Origin of the sequence: Labrenzia sp. OB1, assembly GCF_001624695.1 — a bacterium.
In the GTDB taxonomy this organism is placed as follows: Bacteria; Pseudomonadota; Alphaproteobacteria; order Rhizobiales; family Stappiaceae; genus Roseibium.
In genome coordinates this window covers 307,529-334,110 of the sequence record NZ_JSEP01000003.1, presented here as the reverse complement: position 1 = coordinate 334,110, position 26,582 = coordinate 307,529, and the positions used below count along the sequence as shown (strand labels likewise).

General features: G+C 58.7%; 25 protein-coding genes. 15 read left to right on the top strand and 10 right to left on the bottom strand.

From position 1 onward, the window contains the following. Positions 1-14: 14 nt before the first annotated feature. Complete coding sequence (locus OA90_RS06070) at positions 15-659, bottom strand: phosphoribosylanthranilate isomerase (protein WP_068408791.1); 645 nt, start codon at positions 657-659, stop codon at positions 15-17. Between the two features lie 177 nt (positions 660-836). Between OA90_RS06070 and OA90_RS06065 the strand changes: the two genes are divergently transcribed. Beyond that, positions 837-1,613 carry an alpha/beta hydrolase gene (locus tag OA90_RS06065; RefSeq protein ID WP_068408509.1) on the top strand — a complete coding sequence of 259 codons (777 nt, stop codon included), beginning with the start codon at positions 837-839 and terminating at the stop codon, positions 1,611-1,613. A gap of 62 nt (positions 1,614-1,675) precedes the next feature. Here OA90_RS06065 and OA90_RS06060 read toward each other — a convergent pair whose 3' ends face one another. After that, positions 1,676-3,958 (bottom strand): NADP-dependent malic enzyme, encoded by a 2,283-nt coding sequence (locus tag OA90_RS06060; RefSeq protein ID WP_068408507.1) that lies wholly within the window; start codon positions 3,956-3,958, stop codon positions 1,676-1,678. Positions 3,959-4,209: 251 nt separating this feature from the next. Between OA90_RS06060 and mutS the strand changes: the two genes are divergently transcribed. Continuing rightward, on the top strand, positions 4,210-6,930 hold the full coding sequence (gene mutS / locus OA90_RS06055) for a DNA mismatch repair protein MutS (protein ID WP_068408505.1): 2,721 nt from the start codon (positions 4,210-4,212) through the stop codon (positions 6,928-6,930). A gap of 228 nt (positions 6,931-7,158) precedes the next feature. Continuing rightward, positions 7,159-8,346, top strand: a complete 1,188-nt coding sequence (locus OA90_RS06050) for an MFS transporter (RefSeq protein WP_068408788.1) — start codon at positions 7,159-7,161, stop codon at positions 8,344-8,346. Here the strand turns inward: OA90_RS06050 and OA90_RS06045 are convergent, their stop codons facing one another. Continuing rightward, on the bottom strand, positions 8,347-8,868 hold the full coding sequence (locus OA90_RS06045) for a DUF2244 domain-containing protein (protein ID WP_068408503.1): 522 nt from the start codon (positions 8,866-8,868) through the stop codon (positions 8,347-8,349). Positions 8,869-8,890: 22 nt separating this feature from the next. Here OA90_RS06045 and nth point away from each other — a divergent pair, with 22 nt between their 5' ends. After that, positions 8,891-9,700: an endonuclease III gene (gene nth / locus OA90_RS06040; RefSeq protein ID WP_068408501.1), complete on the top strand. Its 810-nt coding sequence runs from the start codon at positions 8,891-8,893 to the stop codon at positions 9,698-9,700. Beyond that, the gene (locus tag OA90_RS06035) at positions 9,697-10,245 is read left to right on the top strand and encodes a GNAT family N-acetyltransferase (RefSeq protein ID WP_199823622.1); all 549 of its coding nucleotides are present in this window, start codon (positions 9,697-9,699) and stop codon (positions 10,243-10,245) included. The genes nth and OA90_RS06035 overlap by 4 nt, the downstream gene beginning before the upstream one ends. Before the next feature lie 20 nt (positions 10,246-10,265). On the opposite strand, the gene irrA is transcribed toward OA90_RS06035, so the two are convergent. Continuing rightward, a complete protein-coding gene (irrA, locus tag OA90_RS06030) occupies positions 10,266-10,685 on the bottom strand; it encodes an iron response transcriptional regulator IrrA (RefSeq protein WP_208985986.1) in 420 nt (139 codons plus the stop codon). 355 nt (positions 10,686-11,040) lie between these two features. On the opposite strand from irrA, the gene fabA reads away from it, so the two are divergent. From fabA to fabI, 3 genes are all read left to right on the top strand, one after another. After that, a complete protein-coding gene (gene fabA, locus OA90_RS06025) occupies positions 11,041-11,547 on the top strand; it encodes a 3-hydroxyacyl-[acyl-carrier-protein] dehydratase FabA (protein WP_068408497.1) in 507 nt (168 codons plus the stop codon). A gap of 235 nt (positions 11,548-11,782) precedes the next feature. Further along, positions 11,783-13,006 carry a beta-ketoacyl-ACP synthase I gene (gene fabB / locus OA90_RS06020; protein ID WP_068408495.1) on the top strand — a complete coding sequence of 408 codons (1,224 nt, stop codon included), beginning with the start codon at positions 11,783-11,785 and terminating at the stop codon, positions 13,004-13,006. 10 nt (positions 13,007-13,016) lie between these two features. Continuing rightward, complete coding sequence (fabI, locus tag OA90_RS06015) at positions 13,017-13,829, top strand: enoyl-ACP reductase FabI (RefSeq protein ID WP_068408493.1); 813 nt, start codon at positions 13,017-13,019, stop codon at positions 13,827-13,829. A gap of 85 nt (positions 13,830-13,914) precedes the next feature. Here the strand turns inward: fabI and OA90_RS06010 are convergent, their stop codons facing one another. Next, positions 13,915-14,412 (bottom strand): SH3 domain-containing protein, encoded by a 498-nt coding sequence (locus OA90_RS06010; protein WP_068408491.1) that lies wholly within the window; start codon positions 14,410-14,412, stop codon positions 13,915-13,917. Positions 14,413-14,726: 314 nt separating this feature from the next. Between OA90_RS06010 and OA90_RS06005 the strand changes: the two genes are divergently transcribed. Continuing rightward, positions 14,727-15,713: a D-glycerate dehydrogenase gene (locus tag OA90_RS06005; RefSeq protein WP_068408489.1), complete on the top strand. Its 987-nt coding sequence runs from the start codon at positions 14,727-14,729 to the stop codon at positions 15,711-15,713. A 74-nt stretch (positions 15,714-15,787) separates the two neighbouring features. Then, the gene (locus OA90_RS06000) at positions 15,788-16,660 is read left to right on the top strand and encodes an aminoglycoside phosphotransferase family protein (protein ID WP_068408487.1); all 873 of its coding nucleotides are present in this window, start codon (positions 15,788-15,790) and stop codon (positions 16,658-16,660) included. A gap of 122 nt (positions 16,661-16,782) precedes the next feature. Here the strand turns inward: OA90_RS06000 and dnaQ are convergent, their stop codons facing one another. The 5 genes from dnaQ to OA90_RS05975 all read right to left on the bottom strand — a co-directional run bounded on the left by dnaQ (position 16,783) and on the right by OA90_RS05975 (position 20,498). After that, positions 16,783-17,496 carry a DNA polymerase III subunit epsilon gene (gene dnaQ / locus OA90_RS05995; protein ID WP_068408485.1) on the bottom strand — a complete coding sequence of 238 codons (714 nt, stop codon included), beginning with the start codon at positions 17,494-17,496 and terminating at the stop codon, positions 16,783-16,785. A 92-nt stretch (positions 17,497-17,588) separates the two neighbouring features. Next, entirely contained in the window at positions 17,589-18,176 is a 588-nt protein-coding gene (gene coaE / locus OA90_RS05990) for a dephospho-CoA kinase (protein ID WP_068408483.1), read from the bottom strand. Beyond that, a complete protein-coding gene (locus OA90_RS05985; protein WP_068408482.1) occupies positions 18,173-19,021 on the bottom strand; it encodes a shikimate dehydrogenase in 849 nt (282 codons plus the stop codon). Before OA90_RS05985 ends, coaE begins: the two co-directional genes overlap by 4 nt. Then, positions 19,018-19,611 carry a Maf-like protein gene (locus OA90_RS05980; protein ID WP_068408480.1) on the bottom strand — a complete coding sequence of 198 codons (594 nt, stop codon included), beginning with the start codon at positions 19,609-19,611 and terminating at the stop codon, positions 19,018-19,020. The genes OA90_RS05985 and OA90_RS05980 overlap by 4 nt, the downstream gene beginning before the upstream one ends. A gap of 38 nt (positions 19,612-19,649) precedes the next feature. Further along, a complete protein-coding gene (locus tag OA90_RS05975) occupies positions 19,650-20,498 on the bottom strand; it encodes a pyruvate, water dikinase regulatory protein (RefSeq protein WP_199823621.1) in 849 nt (282 codons plus the stop codon). Positions 20,499-20,925: 427 nt separating this feature from the next. Here OA90_RS05975 and hemE point away from each other — a divergent pair, with 427 nt between their 5' ends. The 5 genes from hemE to mnmE all read left to right on the top strand — a co-directional run bounded on the left by hemE (position 20,926) and on the right by mnmE (position 26,557). After that, positions 20,926-21,954: a uroporphyrinogen decarboxylase gene (hemE, locus tag OA90_RS05970; protein ID WP_068408478.1), complete on the top strand. Its 1,029-nt coding sequence runs from the start codon at positions 20,926-20,928 to the stop codon at positions 21,952-21,954. 5 nt (positions 21,955-21,959) lie between these two features. Continuing rightward, positions 21,960-22,388, top strand: coding sequence for a protoporphyrinogen oxidase HemJ (gene hemJ / locus OA90_RS05965; RefSeq protein WP_068408476.1), 429 nt, complete (start codon positions 21,960-21,962; stop codon positions 22,386-22,388). A 301-nt stretch (positions 22,389-22,689) separates the two neighbouring features. After that, positions 22,690-23,955: a transcription termination factor Rho gene (gene rho, locus OA90_RS05960; RefSeq protein WP_068408474.1), complete on the top strand. Its 1,266-nt coding sequence runs from the start codon at positions 22,690-22,692 to the stop codon at positions 23,953-23,955. Between the two features lie 79 nt (positions 23,956-24,034). Continuing rightward, entirely contained in the window at positions 24,035-24,655 is a 621-nt protein-coding gene (locus tag OA90_RS05955) for a GNAT family N-acetyltransferase (RefSeq protein ID WP_208985985.1), read from the top strand. A 552-nt stretch (positions 24,656-25,207) separates the two neighbouring features. Then, complete coding sequence (gene mnmE, locus OA90_RS05950; protein WP_068408470.1) at positions 25,208-26,557, top strand: tRNA uridine-5-carboxymethylaminomethyl(34) synthesis GTPase MnmE; 1,350 nt, start codon at positions 25,208-25,210, stop codon at positions 26,555-26,557. Positions 26,558-26,582: the final 25 nt, after the last annotated feature.

Below are 26,582 nucleotides of genomic sequence, written 5' to 3'. Positions count from 1 at the left end.
GTTTCTTCCGGATATCAGGCGTTTTTGGCTGCCGCAATAAAAGCGCGGATCAGGTCGTTGTCCTTGACGCCACGTTCCCGCTCGACAGCGGAGGAAGCATCGATCGCCCTTGCCCCGCTCAAGCGGATGGCCTCCGCGACATTTGCCGCAGTCAGCCCCCCGGAAAGCATATAGGGCTTCTTCAGGTCAAGATCTTTCAGAAGCGTCCAGTCGAAGGCAACGCCGTTGCCGCCAGGCAGATCCGATCCTTCAGGCGGCTTGGCATCAAACAGGATCCGGTCCGCGACGATGGCGTAGTATTGCGCCTCTTCCAGATCGGCCTTTTCCGAAACCGCTACGGCTTTCATGATCTTGGTTCCCTGCATCACCTTAACCGCTGCGCAGGCTTCCGGAGTTTCACTGCCGTGAAACTGGAACGTGTCGGGCGCAACCAGTTCATTGATCCGCGACAGTCCGTCCAGGTCCATATTGACCGTGACCGCCACAATCTCCGCCCTGCCGCGCGCCATGTCAGCCAGCTTGCAGGCCTGTGTGAGGGACACATGACGCGGGCTTTTCGGGTAAAACATCAGCCCGACCATATCCGCCCCCGCATCGAGCGCGGCTTCCATGGTTGCTTCGGTCGACAGACCGCAGATCTTGACTTGAATATCAGACATGGTTTCGAGGTATCGCCGCTTGAAACACAATTGTCAAAGCAGAACGGACTTTCCCGCGCCGTCACCCGCTCGGCTTCGAAAAAAACTTCGAACCCCGCGCGGATTTCCGGCAGGGCCGGTCGAAAATGCGGTACAAGCCTGACCCGACAGAACGAGGGATAACGGCGGTCAAGAAGAATGTTGCATTTCAGTCAAACCAGGTCAGCAGACGATCCCACGATCGTCTTTCTGCATGCCGCCGGATTTGACCGGCGCATGTGGAGCGCCGCGGTCGAACGCCTTCCGGATTTCAATTGCGTCTGCATCGACCTGCCGGGTCACGGAAAGAGCAAGGCGGTGGAGGTCACCGATTTCGCAAAGGCCGGTGATGCCGTCGCCGAAATCATCGGGACTCTCGGCGGCGCTCCCGTCAATATCGCCGGTCTTTCGATGGGGTCTTACATCGGCTTCCAGCTCATGGCACGGCACCCCGGCCTTGTCCGGAGCGCCGTTCTGAGCGGATTTCAATGCGATCCCATTCCGTCCTCGGCATTTCTGCGCGCCATGATGCATGTGTCTTCCTGGATGATGGTGTCGCGGCGTTCGCGCGAGAAGATGGCGCGCTCCATGGGCGTCATGGATGTCCGGCTGATCAGCCAGCCGGACAGGAGAGCGAACGCCTCCGCCGCAACCATGCGAAAAATCGGAGCCAACGCGCTGGCGTTCGACGTCCGGGTGCACTTGCCGGACGTCCCGGCCCGGACGCTTGTGATTGCCGGTGAAAAGGAACACTCCGCGATCAGCGCGTCCCTGCCTGTCTTTCAGGACAGGATGCCGAACTGCATGGCACGCCAGGTTGCAGGTCTCGGCCACGGCTGGCTCGCCAGAGACCCGGACCTGTTCGCCGCCACGCTGAAAGCATGGATCCGGCAGGAAACCCTGCCAGAGCGCCTTGCCAGCGTGTCCGGGGCGTAAATCCGGGACGGACACGGGGCGCCGGCAGGCGACGACAGCCGGAGACCCCATGTCGCCCGGCATCACGTCACGTCGAATGCCGCGATCACGGCCATGTTGACGATGTCGCTATCCTTGGCACCGAGGGGCACGATCTGGACGGGTTTGTCGAACCCGACGAGCAGAGGGCCGATGACGGTGGCGCCGCCAAGTTCCTGGAGCATCTTCGTGGAGATGGATGCGGAGTGGAACGCCGGCATGACCAGAACGTTGGCGGGCGCGGTGAGGCGGCAGAAGGGATAGGCGGCCATGCGGTCCATGTTGAGAGCGACATCGGCGGCCATGTCGCCGTCGTATTCGAAATCCACCCTGCGCCGGTCGAGGATCTTCACCGCTTCCTGAACCTTTTCGGAGCGTTCGCCCTTCGGATGTCCGAAAGTGGAGTAGGCCAGCATGGCGACGCGTGGTTCATAACCCAGCTTGCGGGCGACATGGGCCGCTTCCTCGGCGATGTCGGCAAGTTCCTCCGAGGTCGGCATGTCGATCACTGCCGTATCGGCGATCAGCACCGTGCGGCCGCGCGCCAGAGCCAGAGAGACGCCGATCACACGATGGCCCGGCTTCGGATCGATGCAGTCTTTCACCGTGTCGAGCGCAACGGAATAGTTCCGGGTGAGGCCGGTGACCATTGCATCCGCATCGCCGCGGGCAACCATGATTGCGCCCCAGTAGTTGCGGTCGTTGTTGACCATGCGCTGGCAGTCGCGCAGGAGATACCCCTTGCGCTGCAAACGGCCGAAAAGATATTGCGCGTAGTCGGCATTGCGGTCGGAAAGCCGGGCGTTCTGGATGGAAATCCCGGGACGTTCAATATCTATCCCGGCCCGATCGGCCATGGATTTGATTTCGTCCTCACGGCCGATGAGAATGGCGTCGCCAAGCCCCTGCGACACGAAGCTGGTGGCCGCACGGATCACCGGTTCCTCTTCGCCTTCCGCGAAAACCACCCGTTTGGGCTGCTGGCGGACCTTGGAGAAGATCCGCTGCAAGGTGCCGGCCACGGGATCGCGCCGGGCGGACAGCTGGTGCTTGTAGGCTTCCATGTCGACGATCGGACGGCGGGCGACGCCAGAATCCATCGCAGCCTGGGCAACGGCGGGCGGAATTGCATGGATCAGCCGCGGGTCGAAGGGCACCGGAATGATGTATTCGGGACCGAATTTCGGCCTGTTGCCGCGATAGGCGGCCGCGACCTCATCCGGAACTTCCTCTCGGGCGAGCTCGGCCAGCGCATGGGCGCAGGCGACTTTCATGGCCTCATTGATGGTGGTCGCGTGAACATCCAGCGCGCCGCGGAAGATATAGGGAAAGCCAAGGACGTTATTGACCTGATTGGGATAATCCGACCGGCCCGTGGCGACGATGGCGTCGTCGCGGACTTCGGCGGCCTCTTCCGGCGTGATTTCCGGATCCGGGTTCGCCATAGCGAAAATTACCGGATTCGGCGCCATGACGCGCAACATGTCCGGCGTGAGCGCCCCTTTCACTGACACACCGAAAAAGACATCCGCGCCTTTCAATGCATCATAGAGCGAGCGGGCCTGCGTCTCGATGGCATGCGCGGATTTCCACTGGTTCATACCCTCCTCGCGGCCCTTGTAGATCACGCCCTTGGTATCGCAGAGGGTGACGTTCTGGTGGGGAACGCCCATCGCCTTGATGAGTTCGATACAGGCAATTCCGGCCGCGCCCGCGCCGTTGCAGACGATTTTGGCGTCTTTCATGTCCCGGCCGGTCATATAGAGGGCGTTGATGAGACCGGCGGCGGCGATGATCGCCGTACCGTGCTGGTCGTCGTGAAAGACCGGAATGTCCATCAGTTCGCGCAGGCGCTGCTCGATGATGAAGCAGTCGGGCGCCTTGATGTCCTCCAGGTTGATACCGCCGAAGGACGGACCGAGATAGCGGACGGAATTGATGAATTCCTCGACGTCCTGGGTGTCGATTTCCAGATCGATGGAATCGACATCGGCGAAACGTTTGAAAAGAACCGCCTTTCCTTCCATCACCGGCTTGGATGCCAACGCGCCGAGATTGCCCATTCCGAGAATCGCGGACCCGTTGGAAATCACCGCCACGAGATTGCCCTTGGTGGTGTAATCGTAGGCGCGGCTCGGGTCGTCGGCGATGGCCCGCACCGGAACCGCCACGCCGGGGGAATAGGCAAGCGACAGATCGCGCTGCGTGGCCATCGGTTTGGTCGGCGAAATTTCCAGTTTTCCGGGCCGGCCTTCCTGGTGGAATTGCAACGCTTCCTGATCGGTGAAGCTGACGGATGTTTTGGATGAATTCTTATCGGCGGACATTGTGCGGGCGGTTCCTCTAGAAAACCCGCTCTTGGTGGCGGGCGCCTGACCTTATCCGCTGAAAATTGAACCCTCAACCCGCGACGCGGTAGCCTCTTAGCTTAATGGTGTTCGCATAAGGAGTGCTGTGCACGCCGAAACGACACAGGCCTGTGCCGAAAACGGACACAGAGCGCTTTCTCCTTTGGATCGATGACGTTAACCGCCTCGAGGCGCTTTCCCTTGAAAGCCTGTTGATTTAGGTATCAGGCATGAGTGGACGGAGCGCGCAACAAGCGGCCCCGGCGGACGCCAAGGTCACGCCGATGATGGCCCAGTACATCGAGATCAAGACCGCCAATCCGGACAGCCTGCTGTTCTACCGGATGGGGGATTTTTACGAGCTGTTCTTCGAAGATGCCGAGATCGCATCGCAGTCGCTGGGCATCACGCTCACCAAACGCGGCAAGCATCAGGGCGAGGACATCCCCATGTGTGGCGTGCCGGTTCACGCTGCCGACGATTACCTGCAGAAACTGATCGCGAAGGGTCACAGGGTGTCGGTTTGCGAGCAGACCGAAAACCCGGCGGAGGCCAAAAAGCGCGGATCAAAATCCGTGGTCCGGCGGGACGTGGTGCGGCTGGTGACGCCCGGCACCTTGACCGAAGAACGTCTGCTCGATGCGGGCGCCAACAACTACCTGATGGCGCTGACCCGCCTGAAGGGCGGCTCGCTGGAAGGCGATGCGGTTTACGGCCTTGCCTGGATCGACATGTCGACAGGCTCGTTCCAGGTCTCTGAAACCGATCACCAGCGCCTTGCCGCCGATCTGGCGCAGGTGTCGCCGCGCGAGCTTGTGCTGCCGGACAATCTGCTGCAGGAACCCGAGCTTCGCCTGATCGCCGAACAGCCGGGCGGCGCCTTGTCGCCCGTGCCACGCGCCTTTTTCGACAGTGCGACCGCCACCGACCGACTGGGGCAGTATTTCGGTGTCAAGACGCTGGACGGGTTCGGCACCTTCAGCCGGGCCGAGCTCTCGGCCGCCGCCGGCATTCTGGCCTATATCGAAAAAACACAGCTTGGAGAGCGGCCGCCTCTCGACCCGCCGGTGCGCGAGGCGGGTGCGGGCCGCATGCTCATCGATCCGGCGACACGCGCGAATCTCGAACTTTCACGCACGCTTTCCGGAGAGAAGCAGGGTTCCCTGCTTGCCACGATCGATCGCACCGTCACCGGTGGCGGGTCGCGGCTTCTCGCCAGCCGTCTTGCCGGGCCGCTGGTCAATGTGGACGCCATAAACCGCCGTCACGACGCTGTCGCCTTCTTCCTCGACAACGAAATCATGCGCGAAGATCTGCGCCGGACGCTGAAGGGCGCGCCTGACATGGCCCGGGCGCTTTCCCGCATCGCGCTGAACCGGGGCGGGCCACGCGACATTCTCGCCATTGCCCAGGGACTGGAGGCGACCCGCGTGGTTCTCACTCAGACAGGCGCGGTTGCTGATATCATCCCGGCGGAAATCGCCGCAGCCCGCGCCAGCCTGGAGCGCGCACCGCATGATTTGGGTGCCGAGCTGGTTTCCGCGATCCGGGAAGACCCCCCTCTTTTGAAACGGGACGGCAATTTCATCGCCACCGGCTTCAATGCCGATCTCGATGAACTGCGCGCCCTGCGCGATGAAAGCCGCAAGGTTATCGCCAGGCTCCAGGCCAGTTACGCGGAAGAACTCGGCCTCAGATCCCTGAAGATCAAGCATAACAATGTGCTCGGCTGGTTCATCGAAGCTCCCTCGGCACAAACCGAAAAAATGACGGCGGATACCGGGCGGTTCATTCACCGCCAGACCATGGCCGGCGCGATGCGTTTCACGACGACGGAACTGGCCGAACTGGAATCGAAGATCGCCAGCGCCGGTGAACGCTCGCTTGCCATCGAGCTTGAGATTTTCGACCGTCTGGCCCAGGCAATCATCAGCGCGAGCGAGACGATCAAGGCTGCCGCGCAGGGTCTTAGCATCCTGGATGTGTCGGCAGCGCTGGCAAAGCTCGCACAGGAAGAAAACCATGTCCGCCCGGCCGTCGATGACAGCAGGGCGTTCGAGATCAAGGGCGGGCGCCACCCCGTCGTGGAACGGGCCCTGAAAAAAACCGGTGGCGACAGCTTTGTCGCCAATGACGCCAGTCTCGGTCCCGACAAGGACGGGGACACCGGCCATATCTGGCTGATAACCGGTCCGAACATGGCCGGTAAATCAACCTTTCTGCGCCAGAACGCACTGATTGCCGTGATGGCCCAGATAGGAGCGTTCGTTCCGGCCGCCGATGCGCATATCGGCGTCGTGGACCGGCTCTTCTCCCGTGTCGGGGCCGCCGACGATCTTGCCCGCGGCCGCTCCACCTTCATGGTGGAAATGGTCGAGACGGCCGCAATTCTCAATCAGGCCGGCGACCGGTCGCTGGTCATTCTGGACGAGATCGGCCGGGGAACGGCGACATTCGACGGCCTGTCCATCGCCTGGGCCACCATCGAGCACCTGCACGAGGTCAACAGATCCCGCGCCCTGTTCGCAACTCATTATCACGAGCTTACGGCCCTTTCAGCCAGACTTGCGCGGCTGTCGAATGCCACCGTTTCGGTGAAAGAATGGGACGGCGACGTTATCTTCCTGCACGAAATCGTACCGGGCGCCGCCGACAGATCCTACGGCATTCAGGTCGCCAAACTCGCCGGTCTTCCCGCGATGGTGGTCGAACGGTCCAGACAGGTTCTGAGCCAGCTGGAAGAGCAGGACCGGGGATCTCCCGCCGAAAGCCTGATCGACGAATTGCCCCTGTTCGCCAATCTGGCACCAGTAGCCGCTGCCGCTGCTTCCGCCGAACCTGACCCCGTTCTGGACTCCCTCCGCGACATCGATCCTGATGACATGACACCAAGGGAAGCCCTGGAAGCTCTGTACAGACTGAAGGCTCTCAGCGGAAAGAAACCAACCTGAGCGATGAGCTCTCGCGGTGTGAATAACGCCGCCACTGTTGCCTCTTGACGGCAATTTCATTCAACTGGCAGTATTCCCTGCAGACTGTTCCCGAACTTCGTTTCCGGTTTGCGCTTCCATCCGTTTGCTTCCGCGAACGGCTCTTTGCCCTGCCCTTCGACAAGACCCGATCCCCACCCAAGGCCGGATGTATTCGGCCTGCTCCCTGTTCATCTGGCTCATTTCTTCATGTTTTCATTCGCCCAACTGCGCCGTCAGGAAATCCTGATCCTTTTGCTGCAGTTCACGAACAGCCTCGGAACCTCCGCGCTCATACCGATGATGAGCTTCTTCATCGTGGAAGGACTCGGTGCCGAACCCTGGCAGATCGGATTTTACACTGGTCTGGTCCTGTCTCTGACGCTCGTCGCGAATCGCTGGGCCGGAGAGCGCCTGGATCATGGTTTTCCGGTCAGGACCCTGCTCTTGTTGTCTGTCGGCGCTTTTGTGGCAGCGGCGACGTTGCTGACACAGACGTCCAGCTTTTTCATGCTTGTCCTGACTGTCGCTCCACTGATGGGCGTTGCCAACATGGGGGCCGGCATCATTTTCACATTCGGACGTCTGAATGCCGAAAGACGGAACCTGGACATCACCCACATCAATTCCTGGCAGCGCATGACCGTTTCCCTGGCGTGGATGATCGGCCCGGCGGTTTCCTTCGCGCTGGTCGCGCAGTTCGGTTTCCGGACCGCATTCATCTGTGCCCTCGCGATCGGTCTGATCCATCTGGCGCTCTGGCATATCGCCGTGCCGAGGGGGTTCAAATCGGAGAAGGAACGAAAGACCAACCGCAACGGCGATCCCGTCAATTGGGGACTTCTGATCGCCGGGTTTATCTGCATGGGCTTCGTGATCACCAACTCCCTGTTCGTTTCCGCCATGCCGCTGTTCTTCGTAAGGGAAACCGGGTTGCCCGGCGCGACCCCCGGCCTGTCGCTTTCCGTCAAATGCCTTGTGGAGGTGTTCGTCATATTCGGCTCCGTCCGGCTGGCGGAACGCATCGGTATCCGTCAGGTTCTCATGCTCGCTGCCTGTCTTGCGGCCGCAAGCATGCTCCTGTTCACCCAGGTCACGGCGCTCTGGCAGGCCCTGACGGTTTCCGTGCTCGAGGGCATGTACTACGGGTTGTTTGCCGGCGTGGCGATCAGTTTCGTGCAAAGTTTCGCACCGGACAGGCCCGGGCGTGCAACCGCGATCTACATGAACAGCCTGTTTCTCGGAGGCATGATCGGCAGCGTTTCGATGGGTTTCATTGCCAGCGCCACCGACTTCCAGACCGTTCTCTACGTGGCGGCATTAACTTCCTTCGCAGCCCTGGTCGTGTTGCTTGCAACCCTCAAGGTCCGCCCACAGGATACCGGGCCAGAAAGTTAGTCAGGCCCCGCCCGCTTTTGCCACCGCTAGGGCGTTCGCCATGGCTCCGGCGAAACTGGTCCGGTCGTCCGGGTTCAGGAAATTACCGAGATCCACGGATTCCCCGCGGCTCGTTAGGCAGATTTTCACGACACCTTCATCTTCGATCCGTTTGACAGTGAGACGGACCCAGACCGGGTTGAAGCAATATTCCTGGTAGTTTTTGCCGGGCCCGACCTTGCGGATGGAAATTTCGTGGCGGGAGAGCGCGACTTCCTCGAAGATCCGGGCGGAACGGTAGTTCATCTGGAAGGCGAACCAGAGAATCGCCACGTCCAGACCGAAAAAGCCGAATACGGGCCAGGCACCAATGCGCCAGAACAGAATGCCGGACACGAAACTGATGAGCCCGAAACAAAGCATCAGGACCAGAAAGCCGTTCGAACCCAGGGACCGGTAGGGCGTGAGCACCGCAGTAAAGAACGGCTTGTCCGTCACGGACAAATCGTCATTTTTCTCGGGTTTCAGATTGTTCTCGCTCATGCGCTCAGATTATAGAGTGATTATGACGCAAGCAAAGAGCACGATCTCCGGAAAGGGAACCAGGCGTTCCGCCAAATCCATCAAGTCCCGCTCACCCTCTGTCGACAATCCCGGCAGGGTGCTGAAGCGGTCCCGCTACAACAGGGCCGCGACATATGCGATCTTCCAGAGGTTCCACGCTGACAATCCCGAGCCGAAAGGTGAGCTGAATTACGTCAACGCCTTCACGCTGCTGGTGGCTGTCGTTCTGTCCGCCCAGGCGACCGATGTCGGCGTGAACAGAGCGACCAGGCATCTGTTCGAAATCGCGGACACGCCGGAAAAGATGCTGGCCCTGGGCGAGGACCTCTTGCGCGAGGAGATCAAGTCGATCGGTCTGTACAAGACCAAGGCCAAGAATGTCATTCTTCTTTCCCAACAGCTTATCCGCGATCATGGCAGCGAAGTGCCCGACGACCGCGAGGCTCTGGAAAAGCTGCCAGGCGTCGGCCGCAAAACAGCGAATGTCGTCCTGAACATCTATTTCGGCCATCCGACGATTGCCGTCGACACGCATCTGTTCCGCCTTGGCAACCGGATCGGCATCGCGCCGGGAAAGACGCCGCTCGATGTCGAAAAAGCGCTGGAAAAAGTGGTTCCGCCGGACTTCGCGTTGCATGCTCATCACTGGCTGATTCTGCATGGGCGCTACATCTGCAAGGCCCGCAAGCCAGAATGCCGACGCTGCGTCATTTACGATCTGTGCAAGAGCACCGAAAAAGAAAAATTCGATGCGATTCCCGAGATCGCCCTGCGCGCGAAGGCGCAGATCGACAAGGATACCGCCGCTTGAGCTTTCTCCTGGGGCCCTTTCCGACGAGCGAACGGCTGCGCTTCCGGCTGCCGTCCACCAACGACGCCGAGTTTTATCTGAACCTCATGAATCAGCCGGATTACATCCGGTTCATATCGGATGCGGGCATTCGGACGACCGACCAGGCGGTGCAGTATATCAAGGGCAAATCTCTCGCCCGCTTCGCCGCCCACGGGGTCGGGCTCTGGCTGGTGGAGCTGAAGGAAACGGGTCAGCCGATCGGGGTTTGCGGCCTCGTCGTGCGCAAAGAACTCAAGTATCCGGACCTCGGGTTTGCGCTCCACGAGGCGTTTCGCGGCCAGGGTTTCGGGCAGGAAGCCGGTCAGGCGGTGCTCGATTTCTCGCAGAATGAGCTGAAACTGCGGACCCTATGCGCCATTACCCATCCGGAAAACGCGCGTTCCGCAAATCTGCTGCTCAAAATCGGCTTTGAGGCGGACGGCCAGCGTCATCTCAGCGAGATTGGCGAGACGTCGGATTACTATATCTGGAAATTAAGATACGTCGAAAACGGGCTTGGATAGTACTGGAGACCGTCTCCGGACTATTGCTTCTCGCGAACCCGCACGACCACATCGACCCGCACGACTTCCATGCCTGCCGGCGCTTCGGGAAGACGACCAATGCCGACACCTTCGCCCGGTATATCGATCACCCGGTTTTCGCCTTCGATGAAGAAGTGGTGATGTTCGGATACATTGGTGTCGAAATAGGTCTTGTTGCCGTCGATCGCGACTTCACGCAGGAGGCCAGCCTCGGTGAACTGGTGCAGGGTGTTGTAGACGGTGGCCAGGGAAACGGGAACACTCGCCTCGACGGCTTCCTCATGCAGAAGTTCCGCGGAGATGTGCCGGTCGCCCTTGGAATAGAGCAGCTCAGCCAGGGAAACACGCTGGCGCGTCGGCCGCAGACCTGCGGTCCGCAGGATGTCGGTCACGTTCTTCGCGGCAGTTTCCGTCGCCATATGCGTCGCCATTCCTCTATACATCCACATTCAAGGTCGCGTTTGTAAGCAGCAATTTCAAGGCCTGCGTCGACCGTTCAAACCGCTGACTTGTCGGACATCACCCTATATCTGCCATTTCTTGCACTTGAGATGCAAGTTTTAAACACCGCGTTGAAATACGAACCTGTATTCCCATCTGCTCTGTTATGAGACAAAAATCTTAAAATATGTCCCGGAAAAGCCAGCAAGTTCCGCCAAGTGACATCTTTCGGTCGGGGTTCCCCTGTGTTAGGAAGGCGCCTCAAACGACAAAAAACAAACCCGTTCCGCCTTCGGGAGGTCCCAGGGCAGGAAACAAAATAACGGACCTTGTATGACCGAGCGCCGCTCCAGCTACGAATACGAAGACCTTCTTGCCTGTGGCCGAGGCGAACTGTTTGGCCCGGGCAATGCGCAACTGCCGCTGCCGCCGATGCTGATGTTCGACCGGATTACGGAAATTTCCGAAACCGGCGGCGAGTTCGACAAGGGATATGCCCGCGCCGAGTTCGACATCAAGCCGGACCTCTGGTTCTTTCCCTGCCATTTCCAGGGCAATCCGATCATGCCGGGCTGCCTCGGTCTCGACGCCATGTGGCAGCTGACCGGATTTTTCCTCGGCTGGCTGGGTCTGGAGGGCAAGGGCATGGCGCTTTCGACCGGTGAAATCAAGTTCAAGGGCATGGTCACTCCCGACGTGAAGCTGGTTGAATACGGTATCGATTTCAAACGCATCATGAAGGGCCGCCTGGTGCTTGGCACCGCTGACGGCTGGCTGAAGGCCGACGGCGAATTGATCTACAAGGCGACCGACCTGCGCGTGGGCCTGGCAAAGTCCTGATTGCCTTCAATTTGCAGGTTTACTTACAAACCGGTGCTTCTTTGTTCTTGGAAGCGCCGGTTTGCGCATTATCCCGATCAACCCGATCGCCTTCGAGTGGAAGAATGAAGGCAAGGCGGGTTGATCTAGTCTATCGCGCCGGTGACCCCGGCACACCAATTCCGATTGGCGTACCGGCTTCGCGTGCCATCATGCGAATGCAGGCCGATCCAGAGCAAAAAGGTAGGAGACCGCAATGAGACGCGTTGTCGTCACCGGTATGGGAATCGTTTCGTCCATCGGATCGAACGTCGAAGAAGTGCTGTCGAGCCTGCGCGAAGGCAAGTCCGGCATCAGTTTTGCCCCCGACTATGCGGAACACGGTTTCCGCAGCCAGGTGCACGGAAAACCGGATATCGACATCCCCTCGCTGGTCGACAAGCGCCAGCTTCGCTTCATGGGCGACGGTGCGGCCTACAATTTCATTGCCATGCAGCAGGCCATCGCCGACAGCGGCCTCGAGGAGACGGATGTCTCCAACGTGCGCACCGGCCTGATCATGGGTTCGGGCGGCCCGTCCACCAAAAACCTGTTCCAGGCGCATCAGATCGTTCTGGAAAAGGGCGCGCCGAAGCGCATGGGCCCGTTCATGGTGACCCGTGGCATGAGTTCCACCAACTCGGCCTGCCTCGCCACGCCTTTCAAGATCAAGGGCATCAACTATTCCATCACCTCGGCCTGTTCCACGTCGGCCCATTGCATCGGCGCGGCGACGGAGCAGATCCAGTTCGGCAAGCAGGATGTGATGTTCGCCGGCGGCGGCGAGGAACTGGACTGGACCCTGTCCTGTCTGTTCGACGCCATGGGCGCCATGTCCTCCAAATACAACGACACACCCCAGACGGCAGCACGCGCCTATGACGCGACCCGTGACGGTTTCGTCATCGCCGGTGGCGGTGGGGTCGTCGTTCTGGAGGAGCTGGAACACGCCAAGGCGCGCGGCGCCAAGATCTACGCCGAAGTAACCGGTTATGCCGCCAATTCCGACGGATATGACATGGTCGCTCCAAGCGGTGAAGGCGGCGAGCGCTGCATGCGCCTTGCCATCGAAACCCTGGGTGACCGCAAGGTGGACTATATCAACTCGCATGGTACATCGACCCCGGTGGGCGATATCGGCGAGATCGAAGCCGTCCGACGGGTCTTTGGCGAAAACCAGCCCCCGGTCTCTTCGACAAAATCCCTGACCGGGCACAGCCTCGGTGCGACGGGCGTGCAAGAGGCAATTTACTGCCTGCTCATGCTCCAGAACGATTTCATCACGGCATCCGCAAACATCACCCAGCTCGATCCTGCGCTCAAGGAAGGCGAGATCGTCATGGACCGTGTCGACGACGCCGGGCTTGATACCGTGCTCTCCAACAGCTTCGGCTTCGGCGGCACCAATGCCTCCCTTGCGCTGTCGCGCTACCACGGCTGAGGATATTTTCATGACCGAACTGATGAAGGGCAAACGCGGCCTGATAATGGGCGTTGCCAATGACCATTCCATAGCCTGGGGCATCGCCAAGACTCTTTCTGAGCACGGCGCGGAGCTTGCCTTTACCTATCAGGGCGAAGCCTTCGGGAAACGTACAAAACCGCTCGCGGAATCAGTCGGCTCGAAGCTGCTGCTGCCCTGCGATGTGGAAGATATCGGCTCCGTCGACAGTGTCTTCAACACCCTAAAGGAAGAATGGGGCAGCATCGATTTCCTGGTGCATGCCATTGCATTTTCCGACAAGTCCGAACTGCGCGGAAAATACGCCGACACGACCCGGGAAAACTTCTCCCGCACGATGCTGATTTCGTGCTTTTCCTTCACGGAAATCGCCAAACGCGCGGCCGCCATCATGCCGAATGGTGGCTCCATGGTGACCCTGACCTATGGCGGCTCCACCAAGGTGATGCCGAACTACAATGTCATGGGCGTTGCAAAAGCAGCTCTGGAGTCCTCCGTCCGCTACCTCGCGGTTGACTACGGCGAACAGAATATCCGCGTCAACGCGATCTCCGCCGGACCCGTACGCACACTCGCCGGCTCCGGAGTATCCGACGCGCGGCTGATGTTCAATTTCCAGAAACGCAACTCGCCAATGTGCCGGACGGTTTCGCTGGAAGAAATCGGTGGCACCGGCCTTTACCTGCTGTCCGGTCTTTCGGGCGGGGTCACCGGCGAAGTGCATTTCGTCGACAGCGGCTACAACATCATGTCCATGCCGCGGTTGAATGAACTCAAGGTTCAGGAAGTCAAGGCTGACTAGAGTTTCCACGACTTCGACAGAATACAAAAGGCGGCCAATCGGCCGCCTTTTTTCCTTATCATCCATCTCTTTCGAAGAACCCTGGTCAGTCCTCGATACTCTCATTCGGATAGACGCCGAAAAGCCTCGTCTGGTCCAGCCAGCCGTCATAACTCTCGCCATTGACGCGGCACCAGCCTCCGGCGCATTCCGTCACCGACGTCAGCACAAAGGGTTCAAGCTCGGCGACAATGTCGGCGTCCGAACGGGACCGGGCGCGCAACGGTGTGAGATCGCTCTTTTCCCACGGAGTGACGAGCGCGGTTCGACGGCCGGACAGAAGCGAATGAAAGACCCAGCCCTGCTTGCCCTCCCAGTCGCGAATCCGGCGCCAATTCTCAAATTCCTGAATGATTTCAACCGGCAGGCCCGACTGAACGAATGTCCAGGCGATATCATGATCCCGCGAGGGCCCGACCCGGACATTCACCCTATCGGATTTCAGACTGACGAAGCGCGGCACGGGAAGCCCTGTTGAGCCGGTCGATGTGCCCTGGGCCGCGACAGGAAGGGCTGTGTTGCTCAGTCCGGCGAAAAGGATCATCCCGCAAAGAACAAACCTTGCGACAAACCTGAGAGAAATTCGGGCACCTGAGATCGAACGAGCCATATTGTCCGGTAGTCCAATTGTTATTGATTGTTAACTTGTGGCAAACCTTTACCGAAAATTCGTCGCGAAAACCAGCGGGCCGGCTCCGGCTTGTCTGCAATGCGCGGTGAATGAAGCCGATCCCTTGTTTCTGGCGGACCATCTGGTAAGGAAAAGGGTAAGGTCTTATCCGCTCGCGCTCCGCGCAGCGTCAAGGTGGAACCGTTGAGGTTAACAATTCCTCAACGAAGCGCGAAAGGCAAATTGCTATGGTAAAAAAGAAGCCTGTCGTCGTTGTCACTCGGAAACTTCCGGACGTCGTTGAAACACGGATGCGGGAGCTCTTCGAGACGCGTCTGAATGACAATGACAGGCCTTTTAGCCAGGCGGAACTGGTGGAAGCGGTCCGCACCGCGGATGTGCTGGTTCCGACGGTGACCGATCGAATCGATTCCTCGATCCTGTCCCAGGCAGGGGAAAACCTGAAGCTGATCGCCAATTTCGGCAATGGTGTCGACAACATCGATGTCGTGACCGCTAACAACCGGGGAATCAATGTTACCAACACCCCCGGAGTTCTGACCGAAGACACCGCCGACATGACCATGGCGCTGATGCTTGCCGTACCGCGTCGTCTTGCCACAGGCATCAAGGCACTGGAAGCCGGAGACTGGGCCGGCTGGTCGCCGACCTGGATGCTCGGTCACCGGATCTGGGGGAAACGGCTCGGCATTATCGGCATGGGCCGGATCGGCCAGGCGGTCGCCCGTCGGGCGAAAGCCTTCGGCATGTCGATCCATTATCACAATCGCCGCCGTCTTTCCGAGACCATCGAGGACGAGCTGGAGGCGACCTACTGGGACAGCCTCGACCAGATGCTGGCGCGCATGGATGTGGTTTCGATCCACTGCCCGCATACGCCGGGGACTTTCCATCTCCTGTCCGCCCGGCGTCTGAAGCTCCTTAAAAAGGACGCCTATGTGGTCAATACGGCGCGTGGCGAAGTCATTGATGAAAACGCCCTGATCCGGATGCTGGAATCAGGCGATCTCGCCGGTGCGGGGCTGGATGTCTTCGAACATGAACCGGCAGTCAATCCCAAGTTGGCGAAAATGGAAAATGTCCTGCTTCTGCCGCACATGGGATCAGCGACAATTGAGGGTCGGATTGAAATGGGCGAGAAGGTGATCATCAATATCCGAACCTTCATGGACGGACACCGCCCGCCGGACCGCGTCCTGCCTTCCATGCTTTGAAACATTCGTGGGCATTCGCGAGAATTCCAGCTCTCCAGCACTCGTCCCTGAGACTGTATTGTTGAGACACCTTTATGCCTGATCTCGTTGTTTCGGCACCAGAAAGCCTGTCCTGGCTGAATCGGACGGAAGCGGGTCGCGACTGGCTGGCGTCGCTTCCGGATCTGTTGACCGAAGCCTGCGACCGCTTCGAGCTGAAACTCGCCGGTTCTCCCTTTTCCGGAGGCAACGTTTCCTATGTCGTGCCTGCCGAACGGGCTGGCGTGGCAGCAGTTCTGAAGCTCCAGTTCCCGGGCCGAGAATCCCGCTATGAAGCCGACGCGCTCAAGGCCTGGAACGGCAAGGGTGCTATCCGGCTGCTGGACCACGCACCGGAGGCTGGAATTCTCGTGCTGGAACGCTGCCGGCCGGGACACTTCCTTGCGGACGACCCGTCCGCCGACAAGCTCGCGGTCCTGGCGCATATTCTTCGAAAGCTGCTGGTGCCGGCCGGAAAACCGTTCAACTCGCTGACGGACGAAGCCGCGATATGGTGCCGGTCCATGGAAAAGGACTGGCTGAACGCCGGAAAACCCTGCGAGAAACGCCTCATGGATACCGCCGTGGCGGCGCTATCCGGTCTTTCGGAGCAAAATACTGCCCAGGTCCTTCTCCATCAGGACCTTCACGGTCACAATATCCTGTCGAGCGACCGCGAACCCTGGCTGGCGATCGATCCAAAACCTCTGGTCGGCGACCCGGCGTTCTGCCTCAGCCCTATCGTGAGAAGTTTCGAGTTCGGCCATTCGAAGTCAGCGGCGCTCTACCGCCTGGACCGGTTGTCGGAGGAGCTGGACATCGACCGGGAGAGGGCGAGGCTATGGACAATCGGACAGACGATGGCCTGGGCGTTCAGCAGCCCCTGGTCCGAACGCCATTTCGAGACCACGCGCTGGCTTCTGGATTAGACCGTTTCACGTTTAAGCGGATTTCTGATTTCAGGAAGACGCAGGAAGCAGCGTTTGCTTCGCAAAAAGCATTTGGGTGCCCCCCAGAAGTCAACTCAACGCTGTTCTGATTCCCGGCTATATCAGCCGCCGTATTTCGACCAGATCGCATCGTTTCCCATGCCTTCGACAAAGGCTTTGTGAGCTTCATGCTCTGCTTCCGAGAGGAGCGAGGGAAGTGGCGCGGGACGGCGGGCGGCGTTGAAGTTACCGAGTTCACCCGGTTCCATGACCGAATTGGAGGAGGAGGACACTTCTTCCTCCGGTACAAGTCCGAGTGCCCTCTGACGTCCACCGATCAGTTCGAGATAGACTTCCGCGAGGATTTCCGCATCGAGCAACGCGCCGTGCTTGACGCGTCTGGAATTGTCGATGCCATAGCGCGAGCAAAGCGCGTCGAGTGAATTCGGTCCGCTTGGATGTTTGCGCCGGGCGATCTCCAGCGTGTCGATCACCTGGCTGTTTGGGATCGTTCTGCGGCCGGCACGCTCCAGCTCCACATTGATGAAACCCATGTCGAAGGCCGCATTGTGGATGACCAGCGTGCCGTCACCGACAAATTCAAGGAACTCATCGGCGATCTGGGCGAACAATGGCTTGTCCGAAAGGAATTCCGCCGACAGGCCATGCACGCGGAAGGCTCCCTCCGGCATGTCCCGCTGCGGATTGATATAGACGTGATAGGCATTGCCTGTCGGAATATGATTGATCAGCTCCACGCCGCCGATTTCCACCAGCCGGTCCCCGTCTCGCGGATTAAGACCCGTGGTTTCCGTGTCGAAGGATATTTCGCGCATGGTAGTACCTGCCTTATCTTTGAAAGCAGTGTGAAGGCTGAGCCCGTTGAAGCCAAGAAGGCGGCCCGGTTTTCCCCGGTGTTCTGCGGGCTTCAGCCGCAGCCCGCCAGTGCTTTCAGGATCGCCCGGACACAGCGCCGCGCCGGCTCCATGCCGAGGCCTGTATCGATCAGAAAATGCGCCCGCCGCCGTTTGTCCGCATCGGGCATCTGCTTCTGCAAAATCGACCGGAACCGGTCTTCGTTCATGCCTGCGCGGGACAGGACCCGCTCCCGCTGAATTTGCGCATCGGCAGTCACGACCACGGACACATCGACCCGGCGATTGCCTCCGGTTTCGAACAACAGGGGAATATCCATCATGACAATGCGCCGCCCGGCGGCCTGCGCCTTCTCCAGAAACTGCAGTTCTTCCTCCCGCACCAGCGGATGGACGATCGCTTCCAGCCGTTTCATGGCGTCCGGCTTGCCGAGCACATGGGGTGACAACAACGCGCGATCGACCTTGCCGTCAATCACCGTTCCGGGAAAGGCGGATTCGATCAAGGGAGCAGCACGGCCGCTGTAGAGAGCGTGAACGGTGGCATCGGCGTCGTGAACAGGCACACCCTCGGCGGCAAACATTTTCGCGGTGGTCGACTTTCCCATGCCGATGGAACCTGTCAGGCCAATCCGGATCACGTCGCTCCTCCGAGATCCCTGACGATCAGCGCACGCAGATCGTCATCCACCTCCGGGCGCACACCGAACCAGCGCTCAAAACCCGGCACCGCCTGATGAAGAAGCATACCGAGACCGTCAACCGTGCGATTGCCCCGCTGGTCGGCCTGTTTCAACAGACCGGTTTGCAAGGGAACATACACCGCATCGGTTACCAACGCGCTTTCCGGAAGAGAAGAAAGATCGATCTCGAGGGACGGTTTGCTGGTCATACCCAGGGAAGTGGTGTTCACCAGAAGATCGGCTTCTTCAAGCAATGTCCCCAGGTTGTCCCAACTGTGTGCGAATGTTCTGGGTCCGAACTCCTCGGCGATCCTGGAAGCCTTTCCCGGTGTCCGGTTGACGATGTGCACAGCCTTGAATTTTCGCGAGAGCAGCGCGAATACGATTGCCCGCGCGGCTCCGCCCGCACCCAGGACGATCGCTGTTCCGGCGTCATCGTCCCAGCCCGAGGCACGTTGGTCGAGATTGCCCAGAAATCCGGTCCAGTCCGTATTCGCGCCGCATAATCGACCGTCATCGTCCAGCCAGATGGTGTTGACGGCTCCCATGACTTTTGCCGCTTCATCCAGCCAGCCGCATGCCGCGGCCGCAATTTCCTTGTGGGGCACGGTGACATTCGCACCGGTCAGCCCACTTTCGGAAAAGTCCCGGAAAAACCGGTCTGCATCTTCCGGCGCCACATCGAGACATCCGTATTCGCCATCGACGCCGAATTTTTTCAGCCAGTAGCCATGGATGAGCGGCGAGCGGGAATGGGCGACCGGATGGCCGGTCACCACGGCTTTTTTTACCGCCGCAGTCATGTTTCGATGGCTCCGAGCGTGCGCAAATGATCCAGAAGAGGCAGCATCGGCAAACCGAGGATGGTGAAATAGTCGCCGTCAATCTTCTCGAAAAGCTGCACGCCGATGCCTTCAAGCTGATAGGCGCCGACACTTGACAGCACGTCATCGCCGGCAGCAGCCAAGTAGCGACCGACAAACTCCGGCGTCAGATCCCGCATGGTAAGACGGGAAGTGGACACATGGCTCCAGATAGCTTCGCCGTTGCGGGAAATCACCACTGCGGACAACAATTCGTGGGTCTTTCCGGAAAAAGCCAGCAACTGGCGGCGGGCGGCTTCCATGTCGTCAGGTTTCGTGCGGCGTTCGCCCTCGAAGGCGAGAATCTGATCGGCCCCGATCACGAGGTCCCCGTGACGCCGGCTGCTGACGTCGTTGGCCTTCGCCTCCGCAAGGATGGCAGCCAGGTCTTCAGGCGGAAACCCCGCTTCCAGAAGAGGGGCCTCCACCGCCCGTTCATCGACGTCGGCGGGATCGACCTCAATCACGAGACCGGCGTTTTTGAGGAGTTCGGCTCGGATGCTGCTGCCGCTCGCAAGTACAAGTGTCATGAACGTCCTTTTCTAGATGCGTCTTCAAAATGTGCCGATCAATTTCCGCGGCTGTCTTCCTGCTCGGTCCGGTGAGCCTTGAAAAGGGTCATGATTTCAGCGGCCGTTTCCTCGACCGAACGCCGGGTGACGTCAATCAGCGGCCAGTCGTTCTCGGTACACAGCCTGCGGGTCATGTTGATCTCCTGAGAGATTTCCTTTCGATCGACATAAGTGTCGTTATAACCATCCGAGTTCAGCGACAAGACGCGATTCCGGCGAATCTGCTGGATGCGTTCGACAGAGGCGATCAGACCGATGATCATCGGCGATTTCAGCTTTTTCACATGTTCCGGCAAAGGAATACCGGGAACAAGCGGAACATTCGCAGCCTTGATGCCCCTATTGGCGAGATAAATGCAGGTTGGAGTCTTAGAGGTTCTCGATATGCCGATCAGCACTATATCCGCGGATTCCAGGTCGTCCCAGATCTGACCGTCATCGTGCAGCATGGTGTAGTTGAGCGCCTCCATGCGCTGGAAATATTCCGCATCGAGTTCATGCTGGCCACCGATGCGATGTGTTTGCGTGACATTCAGATAGGACTGGAAGACTGCGAAGACCGGATCCAGAATATTGACGAAGGGAACACCCAGTTCGCGGCATTTCAGTTCCAGCCGTTTGGCGATGTCCACGTCAACGAGCGTGTAGAGCACGATACCGGGTGCTTTTTCGATTTCGCTGATAACCCTGTCGAGCTGCTTCTGGGAGCGGACGAGCGGATAGACATGCTCGATCTCCTGGACATTTTCGTACTGGACCGTCGCCGCGCGCGCCACGGTCATGAGCGTTTCGCCGGTCGAGTCGGACACCAGATGCAGATGAAAGTAGTGTCTCGACTTGTTCACGCTGTCATCCCCAGGGCTGTTGATGGATTGGGACTAAACCCATATCGCCTCTGCCTAGCACGAAGTTTATGCCCGCTCAGCATGATTTGTTAACAAAACCTAAATGCCGGGAAACCGATCCCGAAACGGTTGTGCATGGGTGTGGATTCACAAGAGCGCTGTGACATATCGACAGATTGTCCACTACCGCCCAATTTCCTAACGAAAGGTTAACACCCAAATAAGTGTTTGTAATATCGACTGTAATGCTTTTATCGACTCCTGGGGAGCGATTCAGCTAAACAAGGGACCGGATTTGTCCCGGCGAGAAAATCAGGCGGGCGGATTGTGGATATAAATTGATCCCTGTAATCCACGCTTAAACAAAAGAAACAGATTCAAATAAAGACTCTTTATTAGATTTGAAAAGTGGGAAAGGTGCGACCTCATGAAGTCTGAAGACAGATCCGTTATGAGGGTTCTCAAGGGAGAGAAGATCTGGCCGCCCCCCATCTGGATGATGCGTCAGGCCGGACGCTATCTTCCCGAATACCGGAAGGTCCGGGCCAAAGCCCCCAACTTTTTGGAGTTCTGCTATTCTCCGGATCTGGCCACTGAAGTCACTCTCCAGCCGATCCGCCGTTATGGTTTTGATGCAAGCATTCTGTTTTCAGACATCTTCGTCGTTCCGGACGCCATCGGTTATCCGGTTCGTTTTGAAGAAGGGCGTGGTCCGGTTCTGGAACCTTTGACATCCTACCTCGTCGACCAGCTCGAACAGGACCGTGCGGAGGATCATCTCAAACCGGTGATAGAGACGGTTTCCCGTCTTCGAGCGGAACTGCCCGAGGAAACGACGCTGCTGGGCTTCTGCGGGGCGCCCTGGACGGTTGCCTGCTATTCTGTTGCCGGGCACACGACGCAGGATCAGGTCGCCGCCCGGGTGGGAGCCTACCGCGATCCGGATCTTATGCAGCGGTTCGTTGATCAGCTGGTCACTGCGTCCATTCGCTACCTCATCCGTCAACTCGATGCGGGCGCGGATGCGGTGCAGATCTTCGATACATGGGCCGGGGTGCTGGACGATGCAGGCTTCCGGCGCTGGTCGATCGAACCGACAGCCCGGATCGTATCCGGTGTGAAGGCGGTGCGGCCGGATGCGAAGATCATCGGATTTCCGAAAGCGTCCTCGGCGCGAATGACGTCCTATATTGCGGGGACAGGCGTCGATGCGGTCGGACTGGACTGGACGGCTCCGGACGATCTCGCGCTGGATATTCAAAAACGAATTCCCATCCAGGGTAACCTTGATCCGATGCGGCTGGTTGCCGGTGGGCAGGCGCTCGAGGAAGGCGTCGAACATATTCTCAGGACATTCAACAAGGGCCCGCTGGTTTTTAATCTGGGTCATGGCGTGACGCCGGATGCGGATCCCGAAAATGTGGCGCGCATGGTCGAGCTGGTGAAGAAGGGTTAGGGCAAATGGATCTGTTTCTCTGGATCAAATCCCTGCATGTCATCGCGATCATCGCCTGGATGGCGGGAATGCTCTATCTGCCGCGGTTGTTCGTCTATCATGCTGAATCGGAAGTCGGCTCCCCGCAATCCGAGACCTTCAAGGTGATGGAGCGCCGGTTGCTCAAGGCGATCATCAATCCGTCCATGACAGTGGCCTGGATATTGGGACTCTGGATGGCCTATGAGCTGGACGCCTGGCGGGATGGCTGGTTCCATGCCAAGCTGACCCTGGTCATCGTCATGTCCGGGCTTCACGGCTATTTGAGCCGTTGCGTGAAAACGTTCGCCAAAGACGAGAACACCCGGACGGCCCGGTTTTACCGTGTGTTGAACGAGGTGCCGACGGTGCTGATGATCGGGATCGTGATCCTTGTGATCGGCAAGCCTTTTTGACATCCAGCCCTTCTGCCAAGCGGGCTCAGCCGTCTTTCAGCGGCTGCTCGGGACATGTTTGAAAAAGGCATATTTATGCCTCTAAAATCGGCAGAATTCCGGGCTTGCGATTCGTTTCAAAAAAACGTATCTTCCGGCCACTTCCAAACGGCGCTGTGTTTGTTTTAAGTCACTCAGCAACCGCCGTGTAATCTGGACATGCCTAGAAGTCTTTCAGATACATCCTGGCCGACCCATCCCTTGCGGTTCAGAACGACCTTCCAAACCAAATCTCCATAACAACATTAAAGACCCCAATTCGATGCGGGAAATGAAACTTAAAGATCTAAAAGCAAAAACGCCGACAGAGCTGCTTCAAACTGCTGAAGAGCTCGAAGTCGAAAACGCCAGTACCATGCGCAAGCAGGAGCTGATGTTCGCCATCCTGAAAAATCTGGCTGCCCAGGACGTAGACATCATCGGCGAAGGTGTCGTCGAAGTTCTGCAGGACGGGTTCGGGTTCCTCAGGTCTCCCGATGCCAATTATCTGCCGGGACCGGACGATATCTACGTCTCTCCCTCGCAGATCCGCCGCTTCTCGTTGCGGACTGGGGATACCGTCGAAGGCCAGATTCGCAGTCCGAAAGAAGGTGAGCGGTATTTCGCCCTTCTCAAGGTCAGCACGATCAATTTCGAAGATCCCGACAAAGCCCGGCACAAGGTTCATTTCGATAACCTGACGCCTCTTTATCCGGACGAACGTTTCCGGATGGAACTCGAGGATCCGACCAACAAGGATCTGTCCTCCCGGATCATCGATCTGGTGGCCCCGCTCGGCAAGGGGCAGCGTGCGTTGATCACCGCGCCGCCACGAACGGGTAAGACAGTTTTTCTGCAGAACATTGCAAAGTCCATCACCCATAATCACCCGGAATGCTACCTGATCGTTCTTCTGATCGATGAGCGTCCCGAGGAAGTGACGGACATGCAGCGTACGGTTGACGGGGAAGTGGTGTCGTCCACTTTCGACGAACCGGCTTCCCGACATGTGCAGGTTGCCGAGATGGTGATCGAAAAGGCGAAGCGCCTGACGGAACATGGGCGGGATGTTGTCATTCTGCTCGATTCCATCACTCGCCTCGGCCGGGCCTACAACACGGTCGTGCCGTCTTCTGGCAAGGTCCTGACCGGTGGTGTGGACGCCAACGCGCTGCAGCGTCCAAAGCGTTTCTTCGGTGCCGCCCGAAACATCGAAGAGGGTGGTTCGCTGACGATCATCGCGACCGCGCTGATCGATACCGGTAGCCGAATGGACGAGGTTATCTTCGAAGAATTCAAGGGTACGGGTAACTCCGAAATCATCCTGGACCGGAAGATTTCCGACAAGCGTGTCTATCCGGCGATCGATATTCAGCGCTCCGGCACCCGGAAGGAAGAGCTTCTGGTTCGGCACGAACGCCTCAAGAAAACGTTTGTTCTGCGCCGTATCCTCAACCCTATGGGCACGGTCGATGCGGTCGAGTTCCTGCTCGACAAGCTGAAGCAGACCAAGTCGAACGACGAATTCTTCGACAGCATGAACACCTGATATCCAGAGATCAGGTTCAATGCGAAAGGCGCGGCCCGGGGAGGGTCGCGCCTTTACTTTTTGTTAAGATTTGTTTCACGTGAATCAGCCGTTTCGATTCGGAGCCGTACTCATGACAGAGCCTGTATTCCTGGAGACAGAGCGATTGCTTTTGCGGGCGTGGCGGGAAGAGGATATCGATCCCTTCGCAGATATGTGCGCCGACCCATGTGTCATGCGCTATTTCCCTGAAACTCTGCCTCGGGTAAAGAGTGAATACCTGATTTCTGTTTGCCGCCAAAAGCAGGAGAAGCACGGATTCAGCGTGACACCTGTGGAGTTGAAGGGGACCGGAGAATTCCTGGGTTTTGTTGGCTTGAGCCGCCCGGCCTACGACGCACCGCTGCCTTTCGATCCCTGCGTGGAGATAGGGTGGAGACTGATGCAATCGGCATGGGGAAAAGGCTATGCCAGCGAAGCTGCCAGGGCCTGGCTTAGATTCGGTTTTGAAACTATCGGGCTTGAGGACATCGTTGCTTTCACGATTCCCGACAATGCACCTTCGCAGAAAGTCATGCGGCGTATCGGCATGAAGCGGGATCATGATGGCGATTTTCTTCATCCCAGTCTGTCTCCTGATCATCCGTTCGCACCTCATGTTCTTTATCGGCTGTCCCGAAGCGACTGGCGGCAGGGTCTGGGCGCGGTTGAAGGCATCTGATCTCGATTCACGTGAAACAGGTCGGTACGACCCCCACCTGGCGTTACCTCCGAAGAGCCTCCGATTGAATCGGTTCCGGTCCGAGATGTTCTGGCGAGAACCAGGCCAGCCTTGGAGTATTCCGATTCTTTTCCGTAATGGAGCCGCGACCGATCCTTTGGCTTTCGGCAGTCAGTTAGAACGGTTTTGAGTGGAGCCGGCCGGGTTTGCCCCTGTTGCTGTACCTCGAGTTTCTTGGCGACAGGCCGTCTGACTGATTCACGTGAAACAAGTGTGAGGCGAGGGTCGCGGGTCACCGCAGCAGGGAGTCGCTTCCGATAAGAGCTTTTAGCTCTCCATGTCCTATGGCTGAGGACGCTTGGATGCGCCATGCGCGGGGTGCCTGCGCTTGGCCGGAGCTAGATCTCTCTCCAACCCCGCTGAATTGATTCGCTCGCGGAACGGAAAGGGTGGGTGCCTTTCGGTCTGTGGGCATTGTTGATAAAGAGGCAATGCGTATGCGGACTGGCCGGGTGGCAATTCAAGACACCGGGATTCATCGGAAGGGTTTTTATGGCTGAGACAATCTATGCGCTTTCCAGCGGAGCTGTGCCGTCCGGTGTCGCCGTGATCCGTGTGTCTGGGCTGATGACAGGCGAAATTGTCGACGCCCTTTGCGGGCGTGTGCCTGAGCCGCGCAAGGCGATGCTTGCCAGGCTTCGGGACCCGAAGACACAGGATATTCTTGATGAAGCGCTGGTGCTTTATTTCAAGGGGCCGGCGAGCTTCACCGGCGAGGATGTTGCGGAATTCCAGTGCCATGGTGGGCGCGCCGTCGTGAGCAGGCTGCTGGGTGTTCTTGGTTCCTTCGAAACCTGCCGGCCGGCGGAGCCGGGTGAATTCACCCGAAGAGCGTTCCATCATGGCCGTATGGATCTGACGGAAGTGGAGGGCCTGGCCGATCTTATTGCTGCGGAAACGGATGGACAGCGCAAGCAGGCCCTGCGCCAGATGGGCGGTGCGCTCGGCAGTCTCTATGAGGGATGGCGCAAGAGGCTTATCCATATGCGCGCGATGATCGAGGCCGATTTCGATTTCGCCGATGAGGAGGATGTTCCCGGCAGTGTTGCCGACGAGGTCTGGGCAGGTGCCGCCGAGCTTCATGAAGAGATCACCGATCATCTGGCGCGTTCCAGAAGCGGGGAGCGTCTGCGCTCCGGTCTCCAGGTGGTGCTCATGGGAGCGCCGAATGCCGGAAAGTCCAGTCTCCTTAACGGGATCGCGGGGCGGGACGTCGCCATTGTTACGGAGGAAGCGGGCACAACGCGGGATGTCATCGAGGTGCACCTGGATCTCGGTGGCTATCCCGTAACACTCGCCGATACGGCAGGCCTTCGGGCAACCGACGGAATTGTGGAGCGGGAGGGTATCCGCCGTGCGGAGCAGAAAGGTCGGGAAGCCGATCTGATTCTTTGGGCCGTAGAGCCGGACGGTGTTCCGGCGGACGACCCTGAAGCGGGATTACCGGTAGATCTCCGTGCGGTCATCCCGGTCTGGACCGTGCACACAAAGGCAGATCTTGAGACTCTTCCGAAACAAGACTCTTCCGGAACGAGCGAGGAGATTCCTTGTTCTATCAGGAATGCGAACGGACTCGTCCCGCTGTTGAGCCGCTTAACCCATTTTGCAGAAGAAATGATTTCCGTGGGTGAAGCGCCACTCGCCACCCGGGACAGGCATCGACATTATCTCGGTGCCTGCCTGTCCGGTCTTCAGACAGCCGTGGAAGCGCAGCATCTTCCTTCGGAATTGCGGGCGGAAGACCTGCGCAGGGCAGCGGATGCCCTTGGACGCATTACCGGGCGCATCGATGTGGAGGATCTGCTCGATGTGATCTTTCGGGATTTCTGTATCGGCAAGTGACCTGTTTCACGTGAATCATTCAGCC

Bases quoted from the DNA above. Each gene is read 5' to 3' on its own strand.
- OA90_RS06005 (WP_068408489.1), top strand. From the start codon at position 14,727: ATGGTAAAAAAGAAGCCTGTCGTCGTTGTCACTCGGAAACTTCCGGAC.
- OA90_RS06010 (WP_068408491.1), bottom strand. From the start codon at position 14,412: ATGATCCTTTTCGCCGGACTGAGCAACACAGCCCTTCCTGTCGCGGCC.
- mnmE (WP_068408470.1), top strand. From the start codon at position 25,208: ATGGCTGAGACAATCTATGCGCTTTCCAGCGGAGCTGTGCCGTCCGGT.
- hemJ (WP_068408476.1), top strand. From the start codon at position 21,960: ATGGATCTGTTTCTCTGGATCAAATCCCTGCATGTCATCGCGATCATC.
- fabI (WP_068408493.1), top strand. From the start codon at position 13,017: ATGACCGAACTGATGAAGGGCAAACGCGGCCTGATAATGGGCGTTGCC.
- OA90_RS06065 (WP_068408509.1), top strand. From the start codon at position 837: ATGTTGCATTTCAGTCAAACCAGGTCAGCAGACGATCCCACGATCGTC.
- fabA (WP_068408497.1), top strand. From the start codon at position 11,041: ATGACCGAGCGCCGCTCCAGCTACGAATACGAAGACCTTCTTGCCTGT.
- OA90_RS06050 (WP_068408788.1), top strand. From the start codon at position 7,159: ATGTTTTCATTCGCCCAACTGCGCCGTCAGGAAATCCTGATCCTTTTG.
- irrA (WP_208985986.1), bottom strand. From the start codon at position 10,685: ATGGCGACGGAAACTGCCGCGAAGAACGTGACCGACATCCTGCGGACC.
- rho (WP_068408474.1), top strand. From the start codon at position 22,690: ATGCGGGAAATGAAACTTAAAGATCTAAAAGCAAAAACGCCGACAGAG.
- hemE (WP_068408478.1), top strand. From the start codon at position 20,926: ATGAAGTCTGAAGACAGATCCGTTATGAGGGTTCTCAAGGGAGAGAAG.
- OA90_RS06070 (WP_068408791.1), bottom strand. From the start codon at position 659: ATGTCTGATATTCAAGTCAAGATCTGCGGTCTGTCGACCGAAGCAACC.
- OA90_RS06045 (WP_068408503.1), bottom strand. From the start codon at position 8,868: ATGAGCGAGAACAATCTGAAACCCGAGAAAAATGACGATTTGTCCGTG.
- OA90_RS06000 (WP_068408487.1), top strand. From the start codon at position 15,788: ATGCCTGATCTCGTTGTTTCGGCACCAGAAAGCCTGTCCTGGCTGAAT.
- OA90_RS06060 (WP_068408507.1), bottom strand. From the start codon at position 3,958: ATGTCCGCCGATAAGAATTCATCCAAAACATCCGTCAGCTTCACCGAT.
- fabB (WP_068408495.1), top strand. From the start codon at position 11,783: ATGAGACGCGTTGTCGTCACCGGTATGGGAATCGTTTCGTCCATCGGA.
- dnaQ (WP_068408485.1), bottom strand. From the start codon at position 17,496: ATGCGCGAAATATCCTTCGACACGGAAACCACGGGTCTTAATCCGCGA.
- OA90_RS05980 (WP_068408480.1), bottom strand. From the start codon at position 19,611: ATGACACTTGTACTTGCGAGCGGCAGCAGCATCCGAGCCGAACTCCTC.
- OA90_RS05985 (WP_068408482.1), bottom strand. From the start codon at position 19,021: ATGACTGCGGCGGTAAAAAAAGCCGTGGTGACCGGCCATCCGGTCGCC.
- nth (WP_068408501.1), top strand. From the start codon at position 8,891: ATGACGCAAGCAAAGAGCACGATCTCCGGAAAGGGAACCAGGCGTTCC.
- mutS (WP_068408505.1), top strand. From the start codon at position 4,210: ATGAGTGGACGGAGCGCGCAACAAGCGGCCCCGGCGGACGCCAAGGTC.